Annotated in this window: 22 protein-coding genes and 1 tRNA gene; 7 read left to right on the forward strand and 16 right to left on the reverse strand. The window is 34.6% G+C overall.

What is annotated here, in order from left to right:
* Nucleotides 1-98: 98 nt before the first annotated feature.
* On the forward strand, nucleotides 99-2,207 hold the full coding sequence (locus DF947_RS11560; RefSeq protein WP_109929930.1) for an AAA family ATPase: 2,109 nt from the start codon (nucleotides 99-101) through the stop codon (nucleotides 2,205-2,207).
* Here DF947_RS11560 and DF947_RS11565 read toward each other — a convergent pair.
* Complete coding sequence (locus tag DF947_RS11565; protein WP_109929932.1) at nucleotides 2,204-2,569, reverse strand: response regulator transcription factor; 366 nt, start codon at nucleotides 2,567-2,569, stop codon at nucleotides 2,204-2,206. The two genes, DF947_RS11560 and DF947_RS11565, sit on opposite strands and share 4 nt — an antisense overlap.
* A gap of 209 nt (nucleotides 2,570-2,778) precedes the next feature.
* Between DF947_RS11565 and DF947_RS11570 the strand changes: the two genes are divergently transcribed.
* The 5 genes from DF947_RS11570 (at nucleotide 2,779) to DF947_RS11590 (ending at nucleotide 5,232) form a co-directional block, all read left to right on the forward strand.
* Entirely contained in the window at nucleotides 2,779-3,090 is a 312-nt protein-coding gene (locus DF947_RS11570) for a DUF3817 domain-containing protein (RefSeq protein ID WP_109929934.1), read from the forward strand.
* 95 nt (nucleotides 3,091-3,185) lie between these two features.
* A tRNA-Leu gene (locus tag DF947_RS11575) sits at nucleotides 3,186-3,265 on the forward strand.
* Between the two features lie 160 nt (nucleotides 3,266-3,425).
* The gene (locus tag DF947_RS11580; protein WP_109929936.1) at nucleotides 3,426-4,118 is read left to right on the forward strand and encodes a helix-turn-helix transcriptional regulator; all 693 of its coding nucleotides are present in this window, start codon (nucleotides 3,426-3,428) and stop codon (nucleotides 4,116-4,118) included.
* Nucleotides 4,119-4,186: 68 nt separating this feature from the next.
* Nucleotides 4,187-4,639 carry a DUF1569 domain-containing protein gene (locus DF947_RS11585; protein WP_109929938.1) on the forward strand — a complete coding sequence of 151 codons (453 nt, stop codon included), beginning with the start codon at nucleotides 4,187-4,189 and terminating at the stop codon, nucleotides 4,637-4,639.
* 8 nt (nucleotides 4,640-4,647) lie between these two features.
* Complete coding sequence (locus tag DF947_RS11590; RefSeq protein WP_240615370.1) at nucleotides 4,648-5,232, forward strand: YdeI/OmpD-associated family protein; 585 nt, start codon at nucleotides 4,648-4,650, stop codon at nucleotides 5,230-5,232.
* Between the two features lie 29 nt (nucleotides 5,233-5,261).
* Here the strand turns inward: DF947_RS11590 and hscB are convergent, their stop codons facing one another.
* The 15 genes from hscB to DF947_RS11660 all read right to left on the reverse strand — a co-directional run bounded on the left by hscB (nucleotide 5,262) and on the right by DF947_RS11660 (nucleotide 20,610).
* Nucleotides 5,262-5,801: a Fe-S protein assembly co-chaperone HscB gene (hscB, locus tag DF947_RS11595; protein ID WP_109929940.1), complete on the reverse strand. Its 540-nt coding sequence runs from the start codon at nucleotides 5,799-5,801 to the stop codon at nucleotides 5,262-5,264.
* Nucleotides 5,802-5,881: 80 nt separating this feature from the next.
* Nucleotides 5,882-7,198 carry an RIP metalloprotease RseP gene (gene rseP, locus DF947_RS11600; protein ID WP_109929942.1) on the reverse strand — a complete coding sequence of 439 codons (1,317 nt, stop codon included), beginning with the start codon at nucleotides 7,196-7,198 and terminating at the stop codon, nucleotides 5,882-5,884.
* A 29-nt stretch (nucleotides 7,199-7,227) separates the two neighbouring features.
* Nucleotides 7,228-8,388 (reverse strand): 1-deoxy-D-xylulose-5-phosphate reductoisomerase, encoded by a 1,161-nt coding sequence (locus DF947_RS11605; protein ID WP_109929944.1) that lies wholly within the window; start codon nucleotides 8,386-8,388, stop codon nucleotides 7,228-7,230.
* Between the two features lie 270 nt (nucleotides 8,389-8,658).
* A complete protein-coding gene (locus tag DF947_RS11610; RefSeq protein ID WP_109929946.1) occupies nucleotides 8,659-10,155 on the reverse strand; it encodes a GH3 auxin-responsive promoter family protein in 1,497 nt (498 codons plus the stop codon).
* Between the two features lie 139 nt (nucleotides 10,156-10,294).
* Nucleotides 10,295-11,083: a hypothetical protein gene (locus DF947_RS11615; RefSeq protein WP_109929948.1), complete on the reverse strand. Its 789-nt coding sequence runs from the start codon at nucleotides 11,081-11,083 to the stop codon at nucleotides 10,295-10,297.
* Nucleotides 11,080-12,048: a glycosyltransferase gene (locus DF947_RS11620; RefSeq protein WP_109929950.1), complete on the reverse strand. Its 969-nt coding sequence runs from the start codon at nucleotides 12,046-12,048 to the stop codon at nucleotides 11,080-11,082. Before DF947_RS11620 ends, DF947_RS11615 begins: the two co-directional genes overlap by 4 nt.
* A 35-nt stretch (nucleotides 12,049-12,083) precedes the next feature.
* Nucleotides 12,084-13,034 (reverse strand): glycosyltransferase family 2 protein, encoded by a 951-nt coding sequence (locus DF947_RS11625; RefSeq protein ID WP_109929952.1) that lies wholly within the window; start codon nucleotides 13,032-13,034, stop codon nucleotides 12,084-12,086.
* Nucleotides 13,035-13,162: 128 nt separating this feature from the next.
* Nucleotides 13,163-13,330 (reverse strand): hypothetical protein, encoded by a 168-nt coding sequence (locus DF947_RS22245; RefSeq protein ID WP_158526268.1) that lies wholly within the window; start codon nucleotides 13,328-13,330, stop codon nucleotides 13,163-13,165.
* A complete protein-coding gene (locus tag DF947_RS11630) occupies nucleotides 13,320-13,895 on the reverse strand; it encodes a zeta toxin family protein (RefSeq protein WP_109929954.1) in 576 nt (191 codons plus the stop codon). Before DF947_RS11630 ends, DF947_RS22245 begins: the two co-directional genes overlap by 11 nt.
* A 70-nt stretch (nucleotides 13,896-13,965) precedes the next feature.
* A complete protein-coding gene (locus DF947_RS11635) occupies nucleotides 13,966-14,499 on the reverse strand; it encodes a DUF4199 domain-containing protein (protein ID WP_109929956.1) in 534 nt (177 codons plus the stop codon).
* An 11-nt stretch (nucleotides 14,500-14,510) separates the two neighbouring features.
* Nucleotides 14,511-15,179 (reverse strand): hypothetical protein, encoded by a 669-nt coding sequence (locus DF947_RS11640; RefSeq protein ID WP_109929958.1) that lies wholly within the window; start codon nucleotides 15,177-15,179, stop codon nucleotides 14,511-14,513.
* A gap of 87 nt (nucleotides 15,180-15,266) precedes the next feature.
* A complete protein-coding gene (locus DF947_RS11645) occupies nucleotides 15,267-16,523 on the reverse strand; it encodes a dihydroorotase (RefSeq protein ID WP_109929960.1) in 1,257 nt (418 codons plus the stop codon).
* Nucleotides 16,520-18,559, reverse strand: a complete 2,040-nt coding sequence (locus DF947_RS11650) for a vWA domain-containing protein (protein ID WP_109929962.1) — start codon at nucleotides 18,557-18,559, stop codon at nucleotides 16,520-16,522. Before DF947_RS11650 ends, DF947_RS11645 begins: the two co-directional genes overlap by 4 nt.
* A gap of 62 nt (nucleotides 18,560-18,621) precedes the next feature.
* Nucleotides 18,622-19,026: a hypothetical protein gene (locus tag DF947_RS11655; protein ID WP_109929964.1), complete on the reverse strand. Its 405-nt coding sequence runs from the start codon at nucleotides 19,024-19,026 to the stop codon at nucleotides 18,622-18,624.
* An 18-nt stretch (nucleotides 19,027-19,044) separates the two neighbouring features.
* Nucleotides 19,045-20,610, reverse strand: coding sequence for a L,D-transpeptidase family protein (locus DF947_RS11660; protein WP_394341492.1), 1,566 nt, complete (start codon nucleotides 20,608-20,610; stop codon nucleotides 19,045-19,047).
* Between the two features lie 273 nt (nucleotides 20,611-20,883).
* Here DF947_RS11660 and hisG point away from each other — a divergent pair, with 273 nt between their 5' ends.
* Nucleotides 20,884-21,735, forward strand: coding sequence for an ATP phosphoribosyltransferase (gene hisG, locus DF947_RS11665; protein WP_109929968.1), 852 nt, complete (start codon nucleotides 20,884-20,886; stop codon nucleotides 21,733-21,735).
* The last annotated feature ends 12 nt before the right edge of the window (nucleotides 21,736-21,747 follow it).

Raw genomic sequence — 21,747 nt, forward strand, 5'->3', positions numbered from 1 at the left:
AAAAATATAGTAATTGGCTTGGGAACAGTGATTATAATTACGATTGTTTAAAAGTTGATTCATAAAATTATGATGAATTAGGCTATTTTTGAACACTTATGAATAGCCCAAGTCCTGACAATCAACTTATCTTAGATTTCCTTTCCGCTACAAATAAACCTATATTTTTAACAGGCAAGGCAGGTACTGGAAAAACAACCTTACTTCGGCATATTAAAAGCACAATTGATAAAAATTTTGCTGTTGTTGCACCAACTGCTGTAGCTGCAATAAATGCTGGTGGCGTAACTTTGCATTCTTTTTTTCAAATCCCATTTGGTCCGCTCATCCCGGTAATAAATGAATCTGGAGAACATAATCAAGCCATAAAGTATTCAGAAGAAAAAATTAGGTTGTTGAAGTGTTTGGAGCTTTTGATTATCGATGAAATTAGTATGGTGCGAGCTGATCTGATTGATTTTATCGATTTAACCTTAAGAAAAGTAAAAGGCTCTAACAGACCATTTGGTGGCGTTCAACTGCTTATGATTGGAGATTTATATCAGCTTTCTCCTATCTTTCATGATGCTTGGCACATTCTAAAAGAGTATTATAAAAGCCCCTATTTTTTTGATAGTCTGGTTTTTAAAGCCGTTAACGTAACTACTTTTACCCTTGAAAAAGTATACAGGCAATCGGATCCAATTTTTTTGGAAATATTAAATAAAATAAGAGAAAATAACATCAACCAGGAACTTTTAGCAACGCTTAACAAACGCTACGACCCAACATTAAATGATGTTTGGAAAGATGAATACATTACCTTAACAACGCACAACAATTTGGTTACCGAAATTAATAGCGATTGTTTAAATAAACTTTCAGGAGAAATACATTCTTTTAGCGCAAATATTACTGGCGATTTTCCTAAAGATGCTTACCCTGTTGATGAAAACCTAATCTTGAAAGCTGGAGCACAGGTAATGTTCATTAAGAATGATTCATCGGGCAAAAAACAGTTTTATAATGGAAAAGCGGCAAAAATTGTAAGTATAGAGAACGATATCATAAAAGTACAATTTATGGATGGAGGTAGCGAAATTGAGGTTGAACGGGAAATTTGGCAGAATGTAAAATACAACCTGAGCGAAACAGAAAACAAAATAAACGAAGTAAATACTGGCTCGTTCGCTCAATTCCCGTTTAAATTGGCTTGGGCAATAACCGTTCATAAAAGTCAAGGGCTAACATTTGATAAAGCAATAATAGATGTAAGCGCTGCATTTGCCCACGGACATGCCTATGTTGCATTAAGTAGATGTAGAAGCTTGGATGGATTGATATTAAAATCGCCTGTTAAAATAGAAAATATAATTACAGATGCCAGAGTTGTAGAATTTACCCAAAAATCTTCGGCTACAAATGCTGATCAAGCTACTTTGCAAAAATCTGAAAATGAGTACGCATGGAACTTGATTAGTGATCTGCTTGACTTTTCTTCTATTATAAATGATTGGAAAATCCTAAAAAGAAGTGTCTTTAAAGATAAAGATGAGCAAAGGGATTTTTCGGAAATTTTTGACCCACTAAATCAAAAAATAGAGAATGAAGTTATTAAAATTGCTGCCGGATTTGTTAAACAGGAACTCTCGAAAATCTCTATTCTTAAGCCCATAAGTGAAGAGAAACCATTTATTGAAAGGCTAAAGAAAGCAGCTGCTTACTTTAGCCCAAAGTTAGAATCTGCAGTTGTAGAATTAAACAAAATTATAAATCTAAACTTTTACAACGATACCAATTCTGATAAAATTATAAATTTAGCAACAACATGTAGAAATTCGCTCTCAGCTAAAATTTCGTTGTTCAAATTAGATTGGGATCTTTTCTCTGTGAAAAAATTTATTAGAGCACTTCACTCAACAAGTCAAAACGATAAAGTCGAAAAAGCATTTTTTGCTCCAAAAAAAGCTACCCTTCCAAAAGACATATCTAACCTACAGTTATACAAGAGCTTGATTTCTTGGCGTAAAATACATGGAGAATTGAAAAATAAGCCCGAACATACAGTTCTATCCGATCAAACGCTTATTCTAATCGCATCAAAACTACCTAGGAACACAGAGCAATTAGCCTCCATAAAGGGAGTAGGCATAGGAAATGCTGTCGAACTTGGAAGTGCAATTACAAAATTAGTTAACGATTATCTGGGAACCAGTTCTCTATTTTAATTGTACTGAATTTGAGCATCGATTCGCTTTACAAAATCATAAATATCAAACGGTTTGTGGATGTAATCCTGTGCAGAACATTTATTTCGCATCTGGCTTGCAGAAAAATTCGCCGACATCATTAAAACGGGTACATTTTTAGTTTCAGTTTCTGCTTTTAAGCCACAACAAACATCAAGCCCGCTTCCATCAGGCAACATAACATCCAATAAAAATGCATCTGGATGAAGATCTCTCGCACCTTTTTCAAAATCTTTTATGTTGGAAAAAGAAAACACCTCATATTGCTCATCTTCTAAAACAAAAGAAATGATTTCTCTTATATCGTCGTTATCTTCTAATACACAAATTCGCTTTCCCATTTCTTTTATATTTATATTTTACTACTTAATTACAAAGTAGTTAGCACTAATACTACAACCCATTTAGCTATAATTTGTTTTATTTATTATTATAAACCATATTCTTAAAAGGATTAATCCAAGGTTAAACACTTTATTGTAAAATCAGCTTTTAGTTTTTTGAATGCCAAATTCTTTAGATTATTTTCGGTGCAAATCAGAATCAAACCATGAATAGCTCTATTTCAATTTTCCGAAAGGTAGCAGTAGCCGAAGGTATTTCTTATCTACTTTTATTATTTATAGCAATGCCCATAAAATATTTGCTCCATTTTGATAAGGTTGTTAAATACACAGGCTGGGCACATGGTTTACTGTTTGTATTGTACGCAGCAACATTGGTTTTGGCCTGGCAAGAACAAAAGTGGAAATTCGGTAAAGCAGTATTGATATTCCTAGCCTCATTACTACCATTTGCGCCTTTTATAGTTGATAGAAAACTAAAAGATGAACGTCCTTTAGAAGCCAATACAAACATTTAGAACGACTTACAAATTATTATTAATCTAATTGAAAATAATTTTGTGATTTAGACTTTCGTTATCTACATTTGCAACCCGGTCCAAATAATAATAATGCCCAGTTGGCGGAATTGGTAGACGCGCTGGTCTCAAACACCTGTGGGAAACCGTGCCGGTTCGACTCCGGCACTGGGTACACAATCTTCAATACTGAGAAGATTAACGAGAAAAGTCCTTGATATTTATATTGAGGACTTTTTTTGTTTTAAGATAGCCATCTAATTATTCGAACTAATTAATTAACTCTGCAGTGGAGTAAACTACCTTTCAAAATCAAACAGCCATCTACTTTAAAAATGAATGAAAACGATACAAAAAGACTTTCACGATTAACTGCAATTTTGACCCAACTGCAAACGAAACGACTTTTGACGGCTACAGAATTGGCAAAGAAATTCGGTGTGAGTGTGAGAACCATTTACAGAGACATAAGAGCTCTGGAGCAATCCGGAATTCCCATTATAACTGAAGATGGAAAAGGTTATACCTTAATGGAAGGTTATAGAATTCCACCAATTATGTTTACCGAGGCTCAAGCAAATGCTTTAATCCTTGCAGAGCAACTTATTCTAAAAAATAAAGATTCATCCTTGGTTAAGCATTACTTAGAAGCCATTGAGAAAATCAAAGCTGTATTAGGTCATAACATAAAAGATAAAGCAAATTTACTTGCAGAGCGAACTAGGTTTAGCCAAAATTACAACAGCGAAAGAAACAGCAATAATCTTTCTGATCTGCAGTTTGCACTCACCAATTTCTATTTGACAAAAATTGAATACAGCAACGAAGCAAATAAGACTACGGAAAGATTAATTGAACCCTTTGCCTTAGTAAGTACTCAAGAGAATTGGCTATTGGTCGCATGGTGTCGGTTGCGTAGTGAATTCAGATTTTTTAGATTGGATAGAATTAAAAAACTAGAGATCCTGACAGATAAATTTGCTCCTCATAAAATGACTTTACAAGAATATTTTGAACGTTATCATTAATTTTCGACCCCTGACATAGGGCTGTCATTAAGCCAGATTAACTTTGTAGGGTAAACAAAATTAATAAAATGAAAAATTTATTCGATCACGCTGACACTGCAGAAATACTTATCCGAATTCAAAACCTCTCTCCTGATGCAGAAAGAAAATGGGGCAAGATGAATGTAAATCAAATGTTAGCTCATTGCAACGCTTCTTTGGGAACTGCAATGGGACTTCACAATCCTAAAAGACTTGGTTTTGTTGGCCGTTTATTCGGGAAATTATTGAAACCAAAATTTTTTAGCGAAACACCTTTTCCTAAAAACAGCGCCACCGATAAGAGTTATATTATAACTGGCGATCCAAATTTTGAACAAGAAAAGGCAAAATCAATCAGCCAGATTAAAACCTTTTCTGAAGGCGGCCCTGCTAAATGCACAACGCATCCTCAGGCTTTTTTTGGGCCCCTCACTCCAGAAGAATGGGCTTTAATGCAATGGAAACATTTTGATCATCATTTAAGGCAATTTGGTGCTTAAATTAGAATATGATTATAAAGGAAAAAGATATTGAAACTTTTTGCCCAACAAGCCGACAGGATTGGAGAAACTGGTTGCTAGAAAATCATCACTCCAAGCCGGCTGTTTGGCTTGTTCAGTACAAAAAGAAATGTGCAAAGCCAAGTATTTCTTGGAGTGATGCTGTTGATGAAGCGCTTTGTTTTGGCTGGATCGACAGCATTCGAAAAACGTTGGATGAAGAAAGATTTGTTCAATTTTTTAGCAAAAGAAAACCGAATGGAACTTGGTCTAAAGTAAATAAAGCAAAAATCATTCAGCTAATTAAGGAAGAATTGATGATGCCAGCAGGTTTTTACAGCATTGAAAAAGCAAAACAAAATGGATCGTGGACACTTTTAGATGATGTTGAGGAACTCTTAATCCCAAAAGATTTAGAAGAGGAATTTAAAACCAAAGACGAATCAAAAGCCTTTTTCCTAAGCTTAAGTAAATCAGTTAGAAAAGCAATGCTTCAATGGATTGCACTTGCCAAAAGACCTGAAACCAGAAAAAACAGAATTTCAGAAATTGTTAAACAGAGTGCCCAAAGATTAAAACCAAAACAATTTTAAAAGATTGGTTTGGTTTTAGGCATTATCGATTACACTTTCGGCAAGCGTTCTCTTATTCTATTGATGTATTTTTGGCGATAAAAAAGATCTTTAATGGCAAGTAATATTTTATCGGCATCTTCGGCATCAGAATCAAATTTCGCTGTTAAACTGGTTAGCTCCTTTTCCAATTGATGTTCAATCGCATTTACATCTTGATTAACCTGATTCAACTTTTCAGCATCGGGCTCGAATTCCAGATCCATTAAAGCTTCATTTACATCCATCATCTCCATTAAAAAAGATTGTGGCAGTTGATAGCCCTCATCCGTTTCTACAATACCTTTTAATTCTAAAACGTATTTAAGCCGTTTTTGCGGATTACTTAAAACTTGATAAGCTTTGTTATTTAAGGTTGATAGATCTAATACTTCCTGCTGTTTTTCATCGCTTTCGTTTGCATAAAAATCTGGATGATACTTTTTGCTGAAAGCGTAAAATTTGGTTTTAACTGCATTTAAATCAGGGCTAAACTGAATAGGCAAATCGTAAAACTCAAAATAGTTGGGAAGTTGTTTTAGCGCACTCATCTTAATTAAATTAAAAAACCGCAGATGTATGTTTAGAATTTCTAAAAACCTACATCTGCGGCAATTATATAAATTTCGTTTTACTTACCGAAAGATTTTAAAATATCATTACCAAATGCAAACACCATGAGGCAAATTAAGATCACAAAACCAACAATTTGTGCTCTTTCCAATACTTTTTCGCTCACCGGTTTACGTTGAACCATTTCTATTAAAAGGAAAACCACATGGCCACCATCCAAACCTGGAATTGGCAATAAATTCATAAAAGCCAATGCCATAGAAATTAGACCAGTTAGCGTCCAAAATTTAACCCAATCAAAAGTGCTTCCATAAACTTTTGCAATTCCAATCGGACTGCTAATGTTGCGTGCGCTAACTTTTCCGGTTACCATTTTGCCAATACCTTTAGCGTTATCCATAAAGGTACCCCAAGCCATGTTTGCACCTACTGGAAGTGCCGCAAAAAAACCATAGGTATTGGTTTTGCGTTTGATTTCATCAAAATCAGGATAATAACCAATTGCACCGGCAGTATCAACTTTTACATTTAGCTGTAAGGGCTGACCATTTCTTTGAATAGACAAGGCAACGCTTTTACCTTTTTTCTTCATTACAAGAGGCTTAACTTCATCTTGGAAGTTTACAGGAACACCATCAACTGCCTTAATTTTATCGCCTGGTTTCATACCTGCTTTAATGGCACCATAGCCTTCCATTAAACTATCGGCAGTGGCTGTATATCTTGGCTCAACAAAAAGGCTTTTGCCATCTGCTACTTTATTTAAAAAATCATCGGGAACTTTAATTTCTAGCGTTTTATCACCTCGGATAACGGTTAAGGTGGTATTGCCCATTAAAACTTTCGAACTTTTTAACTCTTCGAACCGTATAATCTTATTGCCGTTAATAGCGAAAATTTTATCTCCATTTTTTAAGCCAATATCAGAAGCAACTTTACCAACCTGAATCCCATTGATAACTGCACTATTTGGTGTATAAGTTTCTCCATATCTGAAAGTAAGCATCCAAAATATAAAAATACCGACTATAATATTTACTATGATACCGCCAAGCATTACAATTAATCTTTGCCAAGCTGGCTTAGAGCGGAATTCCCAAGGTTGAGCAGGTTGAGCCATTTGCTCTGTATCCATACTTTCATCAATCATTCCGGCTATTTTAACATAACCGCCTAGAGGCAACCAGCCTATACCATATTCTACATCACCTTTTTTGAAGCTAAAAAGCTTAAATCCCCATGCATCAAAAAATAAATAAAACTTTTCTACTTTAATCCCAAACGCCCTTGCTGCCAAAAAATGCCCCAATTCGTGTAATATTACCAATAAAGACAATCCGAGCAGCAACTGCCCCGCCATAATCAATCCATTCATATTCTCTTATAAAATTTCTATGTTAGATGCTAAAATATTTTTTTTGTTACTAATTCGCCGGCTAAGATACGGCTATGTTTGTCAGTTTCTAAATAATCGTTCAATTCTGGTTTTTCAATGAACTTAATGTCTTCCATGCATTTTGCAATTACATCGCTCATTTGCAAAAAACCAATCTTATCTGTTAAAAACGCTTCAACAACAACTTCATTTGCTGCGTTTAAGATGCATGGCATATTACCGCCCTTTCTCAACGAATCGAAAGCAAGCCCTAAGTTTCTGAAGGTTTCGGCGTCTGCTTTCTGAAAGCTAAAATTTGGATAATCCAGGAAGTTAAAACGCTTAAAATTATTTTTTAGCCTATCGGGATAATTTAACGCATATTGTATGGGCAATTTCATATCCGGAACACCCATCTGCGCTTTCATTGATCCATCTGTAAACTGAACCAGGGAATGGATTATAGATTGTGGATGAACGATTACATCAATCTGATCTACATCGAGATTAAAAAGCCATTTAGCTTCTATAACCTCCAATCCTTTGTTCATAAGAGATGCTGAATCTATTGTGATTTTTGCACCCATTACCCAGTTGGGATGTTTTAAGGCCTGCTCTTTTTTAACTGTAGATAAAAAATCTCTATTTTTGTTGAGAAATGGCCCGCCTGATGCGGTAAGGTAAATTTTTTCAATTTCATTTTGCTCCTCACCCACCAAACATTGAAAAATTGCCGAATGTTCAGAATCAACAGGAAGTATTTTAACTTGATGTTCTCTTGCCAGCTCGGTAATATATTCTCCAGCAACCACTAAGGTTTCTTTGTTGGCGAGTGCAATATTTTTGCCGGCCCGAATGGCAGCAATGGTCGGTTTTAATCCAACTGAGCCCATTAATGCAGTTAAAACCACATCACTTAATGGATGTGTGGCAACTTCTGATAATGCTTGCTCTCCTGCTAAAACTTTAATGTTTAGTGATGAAAGTGCATTTTTTACTTCTGTATATTTATCTTCATCACAGATTACCACAACATCGGGCTTAAACTCCAAAGCCTGTTGGATCAATAATGTTGAATTTTTTAACGCTGATAATACTGAAACCTTAAAAACCGCAGGATTTTCCCTTATCACTTCAAGCGCTTGTGTACCTACACTTCCTGTAGAACCGAGTATGGTTATATTTTTCAAATTTAAATTCTTTTTTGTCTATATTTTTAAGACACTTTATGATCAATCGCATTTCCATTTAACTAAGCCCAAGTAGTGTTTCTCCGTTCCACTTAAATCCGGCTTAACAAATTTTTCGGAAGTATTGGTCAGGCCTTAGTACCCGCTTTAATACAAAAATTTTCAGCCGGTGTTTTTTGTTTCTTTTTGACATCAAAAGAAGAAGCCTGTTTGGCAAGGACAAAAATCTAATAGATTGCCACGTCGTTCCTCCTCGCAATGACGTTTAGCTTAAACAATATACTTCTCTAACTCATCTGCTAATTTCCGATCATTACTTAACCTTGGCACTTTATTCTGCCCACCCAACTTACCTTCGCTCTTCATATAATTAACAAAAGCGTCTTTTTGCAAAGTACGGATAATTAAGGGCTGAAGAATACTTCCTTCAATTAAATCAAAATAATAAATATTTTTCTTTTGTAAAGCTTCATCAACTTTTTTGCTAAAGGCGATTAGATCTTTTGGTGCTGTAGAAAATTCTATAAACCACTCATGGTACGGTAATCCTTCTTTCGGGCTTACCTGTGGAGCTACCGTAAATTCTGTAATTTCTATTCGCTCATCATTTGCAACACTTAAAAGCGCATGTTCTACTTCTTCTCCAATTACGTGTTCTCCAAATGCAGAGATAAAATGTTTAATTCTACCCGTAACTATAATTTTATATGGATTTTTAGAGACAAACTTAATCGTATCACCAATGCTGTACCCCCATAGGCCAGCGTTGGTATTGAGTATTAATGCATAATTGGTATCTAACTTAATTTCTCCGAGCGATAATCTGGTCGGATTTTCGTTATAATATTCATCAGTTGGGATAAATTCATAAAAGATACCTGCGTTGGCGAGCAATAACAAACCTTTATCTTTTTGCGAATCTTGATAGGCAATGAATCCCTCCGATGCTGGGTAAGTTTCAATGGAATCGATTTTTTTGCCGATGCTCTGCTCGATCTTGGCCCGGTAAGGTTCGAAATTTACCCCACCATAAATAAATAGACTAAAGTTTTTAAAAATCTCGGCAATTTTCTTTCCGCCCGATTTTTCTGAAAGTTTATCAAAATACATCTGCACCCAAGGCGGAATGCCAGAAATTAAGGTCATATCCTCCTTAATCGTTTCATCAACAATGGCATCAACCTTTTGTTCCCAATCTTCAATACAATTGGTTTCGTAAGATGGCAGACGGTTTTTCTGTAAATAAGCTGGAACATGGTGTGCTACAATTCCAGAAAGGCGACCTACATTTATTCCATGTTTTAAAGTTAATGTAGGACTTCCCTGTAAAAAAATCATCTTTCCATTAACAAAATCGGCTTTTCCAGTTTCATTAATGTAGGTTAATATCGCATTACGGGCAGCCTTAATGTGTTCGGGCATGGATTCTTTTGAAAGCGGTATATACTTAACACCGGAAGTTGTTCCAGAAGTTTTAGCAAAATATAAGGGTTTCCCCTTCCACAGAACATCTTCCTCTCCTGCTACAACGCGATCGATATAAGGCTTTAAACCTTCATAATCTCGAACTGAAACCTGTTTTTTAAAATCTGTATAGTTTTTAATTTTAGTAAAACTATGATCTTTACCGAAAGCCGTTTCTTTTGCAGCCTCAATTAATTTTTTAAGTATTTTATTTTGAGCTCCAACGGCATTATTTTTCCATTTGTTTATTTGCCAAACGGCAATGGCCGCAAAAGGTTTACTTAATGCTGATTTTAATCCCATATCTCTATTAATCAGATTTTAATTTATCAAAATCTGTGTTTCTAATAACGGATTGCCTAACTCAAATGCCTTTTGCCGACCCAAATCTGCAGAATTATTAAGATTGCTCAGAATTTTATTAATCAACATATGCATATTTTTAAACGATATTATGTAAAATATCTGGATGCTCATCGCCTTGATATTCGCTAGAAATTTTGCGGTAAGCCACAGTTAAAGCAACACTAGACAAGGGTACAATAATAAATGAACTTAAAATATTTACAATAAAAGCAACAAGTGGCCATTGCAGATAGTTTAACAAAAGATAGATTAGATAGCCTCCGCCTAGAACAACAAGAAGTAACAATATTTTAGTAAAATTTCCTTTAGTTGTGGCCAAACTTAATTTAATAGATTCAAAAGGCCCAGCATTTTTATCGATTATAAAAAAAGGAAAAAAAGAAATTCTTAGCCAAGTAATAAAAATGGCAATAATGCCTACAGAAATTGCCACGTTTTTAACAATGCTGATGTTAATGCCTGTGTAAATAAAGGGAAAGGCAATTAAGATAACCACCAAGTAAACGCCAAAAATGCAACCTACAAAATATAAAGTGGCGATTAAGAATCTAATAATCTGTTGTCTTGTTGGTAAAGTATCCACAATCTTTACATCGCTTTCTTCATCATCCATTAAATGAAAAATGTATTTAAATAAAGAAAGGTTGATTGTAAAATAAAGCATAATGAAAATAATAACCATAACCACACTTAGGGCTTTACTCACATCCTTAATAAAAAAGGCCATCAAACTCGATGCACTAGCCGTAATAAACATTAAAAAACACAGCGTAGCTATAGAGAAATAATGTTTTTTGGTAATGCCCCAGGCTTTCTGAATTACTTCGTTAACGGCAAACGTACTTTCTTTTAGATAATTTATCATTTTTGTTTTAATACCACTCTTTTTATAAAATCTTGCATAAATCCCAAACCATAAGCAGTTAACTGGATAAATGAAGATATAATGCTCAAAAATGCAACTTTTAAACTTTTATTTACTGACCAAGAGTGAAAAAATATCAACAAAAAATACAGCAAAAGAAAAAAGTTGCAAACAAAGCCCAAAGGCCAATAGAATATATTACAAAGAATTGTAAATATAAAACCGACAGTAAAAACTGCCGGAAAGAAGTGAACCAACTTGAGTTGGGATGGAAAATGTTTATAAATATTAATTCTTGCCCTGCCAAAAAAGTGCAGTTGTTTATAAAACTGACTAAAGCTTGTTCTTCTTTTATGGTAAACTTTGGCATCAGGAATTAAACCAATACTAAAGCCGTTTTCATGGATTCGAATACTGTACTCAATATCTTCGCCCAATCGGGTTAAAATAAATCCGCCTACTTTTTCCCAAACCTGCCTTGAAATCCCCATATTGAAACTTCGCGGATGAAACTGACCAATATGATTTTTATTTCCACGTATTCCACCGGTTGTAAAAGGAGAAGTCATAGCGTAACTTATGGCTTTTTGCACAGGTGTAAAGCTTTCATGTGCAGCATCTGGTCCGCCGTAAGCATCTAAATGATGGTCGTAAAGGTAATTTTTTACTTCTTCTAAGTAATTAGCGGGTATTAAACAGTCCGAATCAAATATTACAAAATAATCTCCCTTTGCTCTTTCAAAGCCATAGTTTCTCGTAAAACCTTGCCCTTCGTTTTCTTTATAGAAATATCGAACATCTAACTGATTACCATAACTTTCTACAATTGCTTTTGCATCGTCTTTAGAGCCATCTTCTATTACCAATACCTCAAACTGCAAATAAGTTTGTTTAGTTAAGGTGTGCAAAAGTTCATCAATTTCTTGAGGACGATTATAAAGAGGGATTATGATGGAGAAAAACATTAGTTAATTAGCTTATTGTTCAATTAGCCAATTAGCTAATCAAGTTTCTTTTCGATTAAATATTGATTTCTTTCTGGTGCGTTACGCGATAACAGTTCTGCAATGAAACCTGCCAAAAACATTTGTGAGCCCACGACGATTGCAACAAGAGATAAATAAAACAAGGGTTGATCGGTTACATCACGATAGGCTAAACCTTGCCAAATTAAATATTTTTTCTCGAATAAGATATACAAAGCCATCACAATTCCGATGAAAAAACTCAATACCCCCAATGAACCAAAAAAGTGCATGGGGCGTTTACCAAATTTACCAACAAAGAAAATGGAAAGTAAATCTAAAAAGCCATTTATAAACCTGCTGAAACCGAATTTTGTTGTTCCATACTTGCGTGCCCTGTGTTCTACAACTTGTTCGGCAATTTTATTAAAGCCAGCCCATTTTGCAATAACAGGTATATATCTGTGCATTTCTCCATAAACTTCTATGGTCTTAATCACATCGCTACGGTAAGCTTTTAACCCACAATTAAAATCGTTTAATTCTATTCCACTCATTTTACGAGTTGCGGCATTGAATAATTTTGTAGGAATTGTTTTCGTAATCGGATCGTAACGTTTCTTTTTCCAGCCGGAAATTAAATCGAGTTTTTCTTCTTTTATCCTGCGGTACAATTCCGGAATTTCATCAGGACTATCTTGTAAATCGGCATCCATTGTAATGATCACATCACCTTGTGTAGCCTCGAAACCAACATTTAATGCCGCAGATTTTCCGTAGTTTCTTCTAAATTTAATCCCTTTTATAGCTTCATTCTGTTCTCTTAACGATTCTATAACTTCCCAGGATTTATCTGTACTGCCATCATCAACCAACACAATTTCGTAGCTGAAATTGTTGTCGTTCATTACTTTAGCAATCCATGCCGTTAATTCTGGCAATGATTCATCTTCATTAAACAAGGGTACTACAACTGATATATCCATTTTAAGTAGAAAGTAGAAAGTAAAAAGTAGAAAGACCTAAATCTTTAAACAGATACTTTAAAAATAAAACGTGCAAATTTCATCAAATTAAATGATAAAACCTGCACGTTCAAAAATTTTGATATGTATTATAATTTTATGTCTTTAGCTTTTACTTTTATAATTTTTCCATTCTCAGAAAAAACCAGATAACCATCATTTTTACTTTTATAATTAACCATTTTTTTGAAAGCAAGATTAAGTCCATTTCTAATCTTTTCCCTCATTTCGATATTGCTAGTATGATTATTTCCCATTAGACATTAGATTAATTTTAGACCAGATATCCTCTTCAAAGATAGTTATTTCTTTATTTAAATTTCCCTCGGCAATAAACTGCAAATTACGATCAGAACTATTAATAATTAACCAATAATTAGCTATTGCGAAAAATAATTGTAGATTTTGTATTCCTTTAATGTATCTCCTTCGTATTACCTCTTCAGGGATATGATGTCCCCCTTCTAAGACTCTTGTTTTTACTCTTTCGATGGCCAATTCAACATCGTTCAGCCAAAAGAACAACAGTATAATTTGATAACCTAACAATTTAGCTTTAGCAATAGTATTAATGTAAGATTTTGTTGTTAAAGTAGTTTCAATAGCAAAATCTACATAATTATTTAATAACTCATCAATTCTGGCTAGCATGATTTTACCAGCTTGAATCGCTACATTTTCTGGATTGAACGGAGATATACCTCTTGCAATTTCATCAGCGTTAACAAACTCTTTACAATTTAGCATTTCCGGTAATACTGTAAATGATGCAGTTGTTTTCCCTGCTCCATTACATCCTGAAATGATATATAAGTTTGGCATTAATTATAAAATCCAGATACAATTTTAAAACACATTCACGTTCAAAAATTTTGATTGTTTTCTCAACCAATTAAATGCGATCCTTTTTAACAACCGCAGCAGTTACCAGACTAATTATTAAACCAAATAATGTGTATGTAATAGCAGAACCGAATGCAATCAAATAAATCATGTACTTGCTCATCATCTGGATTCCCTTTATTTTTTGTTCGTCGTCTCCAGCAATTTTTAATTGTGCATCCAGAATATCCTGTAATGCTCCTTTATCAATTACTGCATAATAAAGCATCATTAATAAACCGATAAACAATCCAGAATAAGCAGCAACTTTAAAGCCTGTAGAAAATGCACGACCATAAGTAATGAAGCCACCTAAATCCTGTTTATGTTTATTCTGCGCATAGTAGATGGCTAAAATAAATGTTCCATAAGAAAGTACTATAGAAATTGCTTTTTGCCAAATTGGTGTACCTTCTATTTGCGTACTCATGCCTAAAAGATTCATAACGAATACTAAAGCTAAAGTATAAAGCGCAAAGGTTATGGCTACTTGAAAAGCCAATGCATTAGGTTTTTTTTGTTCTTGAGCAATTTGTTGTTCCATTTGAGTATAATTTAGTTATTAATTGTAGTAATTAAAGTATAAGTAGCAGAATCGAACGATTTGTTACTGCTAAATTGAATTAATTCTTTGCTTGTTTCGGCACTTCCCTCTGTATCAAGGAAAAACGTCATAAAGGGAACGAATAATTCTTGCATTTCTTCGCTAACATTTAGCGTTGGAGCAGTTTTACAGATTTCCTCAACACTACTTTCTGCCAATTGCTGATTACTAATTAATTCTTCATAAATTTCAAACTCATCTTGAAATTCATCATCTTCTACCAATAAAAATTCTTTTAGGAAATCGCCCAGTTCTGGTTCCAATTCTTCATCCTTACATTCTTTAATGTATAATAACAGATTTAAAAGCTCTGTTCCCCTATCAATTGTTTCTTCTTCGATATTTGCCCATTCATCTCCTTCCAAATAATCATCTTCTAGTTTTTGAACATCGCTGCTAAAGAAATTTACCATCAATAAATCGAAAAATACTTCCCTTAATTCTTCAAACTTTGGATAAGAATCGAAAACCGCATCAAATGCAGTGGCTTTATCTAAAAAATTAACATCAAGTTCAAATGAAGCAATTAACTCCTTTTCAAAATCCTCAACATTTATTGCCGAAACTTCAGCATATTTATTTATCGTGGCGATTAACGCTTTTTTTACTCTATTGTCCATATTGTTATATTTAGAGGAGCAAAGATAAAGGAACAAGGATTAAAGACTATTAGCCCATCAAGGTCTTTTATCCTTATTCCTTGTTCTTTATTTTTTAAAGTATTGATTGTTATTGTAAACTAATATTGCTTTACCTGTAAGTTCGGTTCCCATTAAGGGGTTATTGGCCGATTTTGAATAATTGCTTGAAGCATTGTATATCCATTTTTTATCAGTTGCCAAAACCGTAAAGTTTGCCTCCGCACCTTCTTCAACTACCGGAATATTTAAATTTAATAATTTACGTGGGTTAATGGCTAATTTTTCGACAATTAAGCTTAAATCTAATCCGGCTCTTAATAATAATGGCAAAACAGTTTGCAGGCCGATAATACCATAATGCGCAATTTCAAATTCTACATTTTTAAATTCGATTTCTTCGGGGCGATGCTGAGAAATAATTGCATCTATTGTTCCGTCCTTTAAACCTACAATTAAAGCTTTTACATCTGCTTTACTGCGCAACGGTGGCTTTACTTTATAATTGCTGTCAAAATCATTTAAAAGTTCTTCTGTAAAAACCAAGTGATGCGCCGTTACATCGCAGGTAATTTGAACTCCATCTTTTTTGGCTTTGCGAATTAGAGCTACCGAACCTGCTGTAGAAATATTGCTGATGTGAATTTTGGTTTCATTATAACTGGCCAAAAAGATGTCACGAGCAATATGCATTTCCTCTGCTAGCGCAGGCAAGCCTTTCATTCCTAAAAGTACTGAGTTTTTGCTTTCGTTAATTTGAGATTTCCCTGCAATGGATTTGTTTTCGGGATAAACCATCAACAAGGCATCAAATCCCTTAGCGTATTGCAAGGCTCTGCTCATAAAGCCATCATCCTGTAAAGCCCTATCTCCATCAGAAAAAGCTACCGCACCAGCCATTTGCATATCGAAAAGCTCGGCAAGTTCTTTTGCCTCTCTGTTTTGACTAATGGCACCAACCGGGAATACATCAACCAAATTGTTTTTGGCTTTATTAATGATGTATTCTACCTGCGATTTTGATTGTACTGCCGGATTTGCCTGAGGCAATAAAGCCAATCCAGTAAATCCCCCGGCTTTTGCAGTAGCGGTTAAAGTTTCAATATCTTCTTTGGTTTCCAAACCTGGATCTCCGGCAACACAGTTTAAATCGAAAAACCCTGGGGTTAAGAAAGCACCTTCAGCATCAAAAATGATTTCATTTTTTTCGGCTTCTAGTTTGCCTATGTTTTTAATCTTACCATCAACCACTCTAATATCGCACTGCTCTTTGTTAAAATTACTTTGCGGATCTACGATGGCTACGTTCTTAACGAGGAGATTCATATTGTTTTTTTAGGGTTATTAAAAAATCTGATGAGCAAAATTTCCATTGCAATAAAAATCAGCGACAAAATTAGGCAAAGTTTCCATAAAGTTTGTTCGATTTTGTTTCCACCGGCAATTAATTTTAGGGCATCTTTATCTGCATCAAATATCTTGAGATTACTTTTTCCTGCCACATCATCCAACTCAGTTTTACCGAGATAATGCAGATCAGATTCTGTCCTGCTGTTGTTAAAACTATAAACGGCAAGCAATGAATCTGCCAATTCTAAATTGTAAAAACCAGCAGTTTTTATCTGATCGGCTGTGTAAATAAGGGTTTTCCCACCAGCCTGACGAACTTCGGGAATGGCTTCGAAATTTTTTGAAACAAGTTTTAATGTTTGGTTTTTGCCCAAAGCTATCTGTTTGCTCATTAAAGCATTATCATTGCCCAAATTAGAATATAGCGGCTGTTCCTGCCCGCCATTCAATGCAATTCGATACATTAAAGGCACAAAAACAGGATGACGTGCAAAGTTTCCATCAATGGGGTTTAAACCAATAGCAGACAAGTAGATTTGTCCACCACCTACTCCATATTTGGCAAAAAACAATTTTCCGCCAGGCAATTGCATAATATTTTCCTTATTCGATTTACTGCGTTCTACAAAAGAAAAATACCGATTAACCGTTGGCAAATCTAAGTTTTTAGGAATTTGCTCGAATACGGTTTTAAAGATGGGATTTTCTAAATCTATTTTATCAACCTTAGTGGCTGTAGTATTTAAAGCTTGAATATTGGGTAAAGTAAGATTGCTTAAAAATGAATTGTAGTTTTGAATATCAGCATCCAGATCTGGAAACACCACCACTGAGCCACCAGCATTTAAATATGTTTTGAGCTGTTGTGCCAAACCACTCGAAGGATTTTTCAATCCATTAAGTACAATTAAACCATAGTTTGCGAAACTGCTGTAGTTAACATTATTTTCTGCATTTTCAGTAAGTTTATAGTAAGGATCAACTCCGAAAAGAGATTTAATATAATTTCCCGATGATGTTCCGTTGATGCTTAAAACAGGTAAACTTTGGTCTACTTTAAAACTGAAAGAAAGGGTATCATCAAAGGTTATAGGGAAATCTTTGATCGTTATTATCCCCTTTTGCCATCCCGATTTTAATCCTGAAAAGTTTAGTGTATCTCTTTTTGTTTTTCCAGCCGGAATACTTACAGAGCTTAAACCTTTTTGCTGATTGTTTATATTCAGTTTTAAAGGAATATTTAAAGCTTCTTCATCCGAATAGTTTTTTAACTGAACCACAATTTTTTCATTTGCACCGGGCTGGTGATTTGGAGAAAGTGTCCAAACACTATCTACGGCAATGTTGGGAAGCGTTGTTGCGTTCAGCTTTAAAAATGAATATTGGATTTCTGGCCTAGTTTCAATCTTTTGATTTGTAGAAATATTTTTCTGAAAATCGGAGATCACGAAACTGTATTTATTTGCGGAGCCAGTTAAAACGTTGCCTTGTCTGTTTAAAATCTGTTGCAGATTTCGGTTGGATGAAGAAATTTTGACATCATCTAAGGCTTTCAAAAACTCTTCTTCATTAAGCAATCGCTGATGCTTCCCTTCAAAATCGTTGGTTAAAAGCTGAAAACGATCGTTTAAACCAAAACCCTTAATTAATTCTTTAGCTCTTCGTTTTGCTTCATCAAGCAGGTTGCCATCTTTATTAACAGCTTCCATACTATAAGAATTATCGATATAGATACTTACAGAATTACTTAATCCACTATTTTTCTGATTGTTTTGAGGAATGTACGGTTGAGCAAAAGCCAGTACTAAAAAAATTATCGCTAAAATTCTGGAAAGTAAAATGAGTAAATTCTTTATTTTTTCTCTCGAAGAATTTTGCTGTTCTACCTCTTTTAAGAGCTGAACATTAGAGAAATAGACTTTTTTAAATTTCCTGAAATTGAATAAATGAATGATGACCGGAATAGCGACCGCAATTAGTGCAAAAAGAAAGCCCGGATAAAGGAAATTCATTAAAAATCAAAGATAGAAAAAATATGGAAAGTGGAGAATTTGTTGAGGATAAATGCCAATTTTTAATAAACAAACCCCGGAAACTCGATATTGACAATCTTCCATTCTCCGCTCTGCAGGGCGAAGTATAGCTTGAAGGGGCCACTTACAATTTTCGATTGTTTTTGGATTACATCTCTATAACCTGCAACGCCCTCAACAAAGCCAATACCCTTTTCATCACTCAGCAATTCAAAATTAACATCAATAATATCATAACGTCCTCCAACATACTCATCAGATTGACCAAAAATACCTTTCAATCTACTGATGATAACATCTTTGCCAATTATTTTATTTTCTGGCAGGATAAAGAAATTGTTCAGTTCATTGGTAATCGATTTTGATTGTTTAAACCAAGAATTGATAAACCTTATGGCACTGTTAACGAGATCAGCCTGATGATTAAAAGTTGGTGTTCCTTGCATTTGGCAAATCTACAGCTTCTATCTAAACTTTTTCATTGCAGTCCACAGTTTCTCATCCATACCGTAAATATCTGGGCGGTATTCTATTCTATCATTCTGTGACCATGCAGTAATATAGGTTATGATTAACGGAACAGCTTTCTTCGGCCCGAACCATGCTGGTTTTAATTGAAAGGATTTTGTGGTATCTGCTTTTGCTGCCATTCGCTTTTTATACCATTTAATATGCGTGCTGTCAATTGGAGGTAAATCAACCTCAGCTCTTAATTTATCGTAAGTGTTACCATCACCAACTAATTTCTCTGCAAATTCCAAAGGTTTTTCTATTCGCACGCAACCATGGCTAATTGCTCTATTGGTAAGGTTGAATCCATTTTTATTATTCGTATCGTGCAGATAGATACTCGAGCTGTTATCGAAAATAAACTTGAATTTGCCTAGTGCATTTCCACCACCAGAACCTTGTTTAAATTTAAAGGGCAATTTATCCCTCGAATATTTATTCCAGTTAATGGTATCTGGCTCGCCAATTAGCTTATCCTTATAATAAACCTGAATGTTACTGTTCGATAAATAATAAGGATCTTTTCTGGCCATCCAATAAATTTCACTTTGCGCAATACTTACTGGAATGTTCCAGATCGGATTTGCCTGGATGGAATTAATTTTACTAAATAATAAAGGTGTTTCATGGTTTTTAGGTTTGTCGTCTAAATTACCCGATTTTGCAAATGCTTTCATTTTATCTTCGTATCCGGCTTCGCGTTTACCACCCACGCAAACTTTCATTGTAATTACAGTATCTGTTTTATCAAACCAAGTCAGTTTAAAATCCGGAATGTTCACTTGGACAAAATTTTCTCCCATCTCTGGCATTTTCCATCTAAAACGCTCCATATTCAACAATAGAATTCTTTTTTCGTCTTCTGCAGATGCATTTAGATAAGCCTGTTGTAAAGCTTTGTACTGTTCAGATCGAGGCTGAACAGCCCTCAAAGTATCGATCATACTTTCTGATCCTAATAAGTTAATCATTCCAGCACTATCTGGTCTTTTAACTTTAATATAATATCTTGAAAAAATATTTCGTGGGTTAACAACACCAAACTTTAAGAAATTGGTATAGTTTAAATACGCATTCGCACTCAGAATCTCAAGTTTAGCAATAACAGGATAACTCTCATCAACGGTTTTAAATTTATTTGCACCAAGTTCCTGAAGTAAGGATTTTATCTCTTCAGTTTTGAATATTTTGGGATTTATGCCGTGAACTGTACTGTTTTGCAAAAAATTTACAAGAGAATCAAGATTTCCATTGGTGTAAAACTTTGTTACCAATTTGGGTTCATCCTTATTGGATACATAAAAAGATTTTATTGTTTTCGGATTGATAAAATTTTCCGAAACTTCGCTCATGGTTTTAACAAAAACGCTGTCGTAAGCCACCGTATCAAAATCTTTATAGATCTTGTTTTTGAAATGCTCTGACAATACTTTCCCAATTTCTGGTGGTTTTTTAAACCAGCCACAAGCCGAAATGGTTAATATAATTGGGATAAATAGAAAGCGGAAGTTTTTCAACACGTATGAATTAATGATCAAAAGTAAGGGTAATGCAATTAAAAACCCATAAATGGCAAATTAAGTGCCATATTTTTTTTATTTACCGATTGTATCTTTATATTTGCCACCGCTGATCAGCTAAAGTATTGATACAAGCATAAATAAAATATGGAATTAATTTTGAACCATCACTTACATTTGCACCATCGCCAATAGGCGATATGATATGTTTGTTTTGTACTTCAAAACTTTTTTTCCGTAAAATTATTTCTTGTTCATTCTATATTCAATACTTTGAAAACACTTAAAATTGCTATCCAGAAATCGGGTAGGTTAAACGAAAAATCCGTAGAAATATTAAAAAATTGTGGTCTTTCTTTCGAAAACTACAAGAGCTCCCTCATATCAACCGTTCAGAATTTTCCTTTAGAAATTCTTTTTCTTCGCGATGATGATATTCCAGAATATGTACAAGATGGCATTGCCGACTTGGGGATTGTTGGGGAAAATGTTATCACAGAAACCAAGGCTGGGGTAGAATATCTACAGCGTTTGGGCTTCGGAAAATGCACTTTAAAAATCGCGATTCAAACCGGTAGCAATATCGAAAAATTAGAAGACTTAAACGGTAAAGCCATTGCGACTTCTTATCCTGTAATTTTAGAAAAATTCTTAACAGAAAAAGGCATAAAATCAGATATCCGCACCATCTCCGGCTCGGTGGAAATTGGTCCGGGCTTAGGCTTAAGCGATGCGATTTTTGATATCGTTTCTACAGGCGGAACATTAAAAAGTAATGGACTAAAACCATTCGCAGATGTAATGTCTTCTGAAGCTGTATTGATCGGAAATAAATCGATACTTGATAATCCAGAAGTTGCAGAATTGCTTCAGAGAATCCGCTCGGTTTTAAGCGCAAAGTCAAACAAGTACGTGGTACTTAATGTATCAAAAGATAACCTTCAAAAAGTTGTCGATTTGTTGCCAGGAGTTAAAAGTCCAACTATTGTTCCCTTGTTCGAAGAGAATTGGGTTGCCGTGCATTCTGTTATTGCGGAAGAAGATTTTTGGGATAAGATAAACAGTTTGAAAGCTGCAGGTGCTGAGGGCATCCTGGTAATGCCAATCGAAAAAATAATCACTTAATCCAGAGCAAAA

The sequence above is a fragment of the Pedobacter paludis genome, from assembly GCF_003173575.1.
Classification (GTDB): domain Bacteria; phylum Bacteroidota; class Bacteroidia; order Sphingobacteriales; family Sphingobacteriaceae; genus Pedobacter; species Pedobacter paludis.

Excerpts from the sequence above, each read along its gene's own strand:
- DF947_RS11560 (WP_109929930.1), top strand. The coding sequence starts at position 99 with ATGAATAGCCCAAGTCCTGACAATCAACTTATCTTAGATTTCCTTTCC.
- DF947_RS11565 (WP_109929932.1), bottom strand. The coding sequence starts at position 2,569 with ATGGGAAAGCGAATTTGTGTATTAGAAGATAACGACGATATAAGAGAA.
- DF947_RS11570 (WP_109929934.1), top strand. The coding sequence starts at position 2,779 with ATGAATAGCTCTATTTCAATTTTCCGAAAGGTAGCAGTAGCCGAAGGT.
- DF947_RS11580 (WP_109929936.1), top strand. The coding sequence starts at position 3,426 with ATGAATGAAAACGATACAAAAAGACTTTCACGATTAACTGCAATTTTG.
- DF947_RS11585 (WP_109929938.1), top strand. The coding sequence starts at position 4,187 with ATGAAAAATTTATTCGATCACGCTGACACTGCAGAAATACTTATCCGA.
- DF947_RS11590 (WP_240615370.1), top strand. The coding sequence starts at position 4,648 with ATGATTATAAAGGAAAAAGATATTGAAACTTTTTGCCCAACAAGCCGA.
- hscB (WP_109929940.1), bottom strand. The coding sequence starts at position 5,801 with ATGAGTGCGCTAAAACAACTTCCCAACTATTTTGAGTTTTACGATTTG.
- rseP (WP_109929942.1), bottom strand. The coding sequence starts at position 7,198 with ATGAATGGATTGATTATGGCGGGGCAGTTGCTGCTCGGATTGTCTTTA.
- DF947_RS11610 (WP_109929946.1), bottom strand. The coding sequence starts at position 10,155 with ATGGGATTAAAATCAGCATTAAGTAAACCTTTTGCGGCCATTGCCGTT.
- DF947_RS11615 (WP_109929948.1), bottom strand. The coding sequence starts at position 11,083 with ATGATAAATTATCTAAAAGAAAGTACGTTTGCCGTTAACGAAGTAATT.
- DF947_RS11620 (WP_109929950.1), bottom strand. The coding sequence starts at position 12,048 with ATGTTTTTCTCCATCATAATCCCTCTTTATAATCGTCCTCAAGAAATT.
- DF947_RS11625 (WP_109929952.1), bottom strand. The coding sequence starts at position 13,034 with ATGGATATATCAGTTGTAGTACCCTTGTTTAATGAAGATGAATCATTG.
- DF947_RS22245 (WP_158526268.1), bottom strand. The coding sequence starts at position 13,330 with ATGGGAAATAATCATACTAGCAATATCGAAATGAGGGAAAAGATTAGA.
- DF947_RS11630 (WP_109929954.1), bottom strand. The coding sequence starts at position 13,895 with ATGCCAAACTTATATATCATTTCAGGATGTAATGGAGCAGGGAAAACA.
- DF947_RS11635 (WP_109929956.1), bottom strand. The coding sequence starts at position 14,499 with ATGGAACAACAAATTGCTCAAGAACAAAAAAAACCTAATGCATTGGCT.
- DF947_RS11640 (WP_109929958.1), bottom strand. The coding sequence starts at position 15,179 with ATGGACAATAGAGTAAAAAAAGCGTTAATCGCCACGATAAATAAATAT.
- DF947_RS11645 (WP_109929960.1), bottom strand. The coding sequence starts at position 16,523 with ATGAATCTCCTCGTTAAGAACGTAGCCATCGTAGATCCGCAAAGTAAT.
- DF947_RS11650 (WP_109929962.1), bottom strand. The coding sequence starts at position 18,559 with ATGAATTTCCTTTATCCGGGCTTTCTTTTTGCACTAATTGCGGTCGCT.
- DF947_RS11655 (WP_109929964.1), bottom strand. The coding sequence starts at position 19,026 with ATGCAAGGAACACCAACTTTTAATCATCAGGCTGATCTCGTTAACAGT.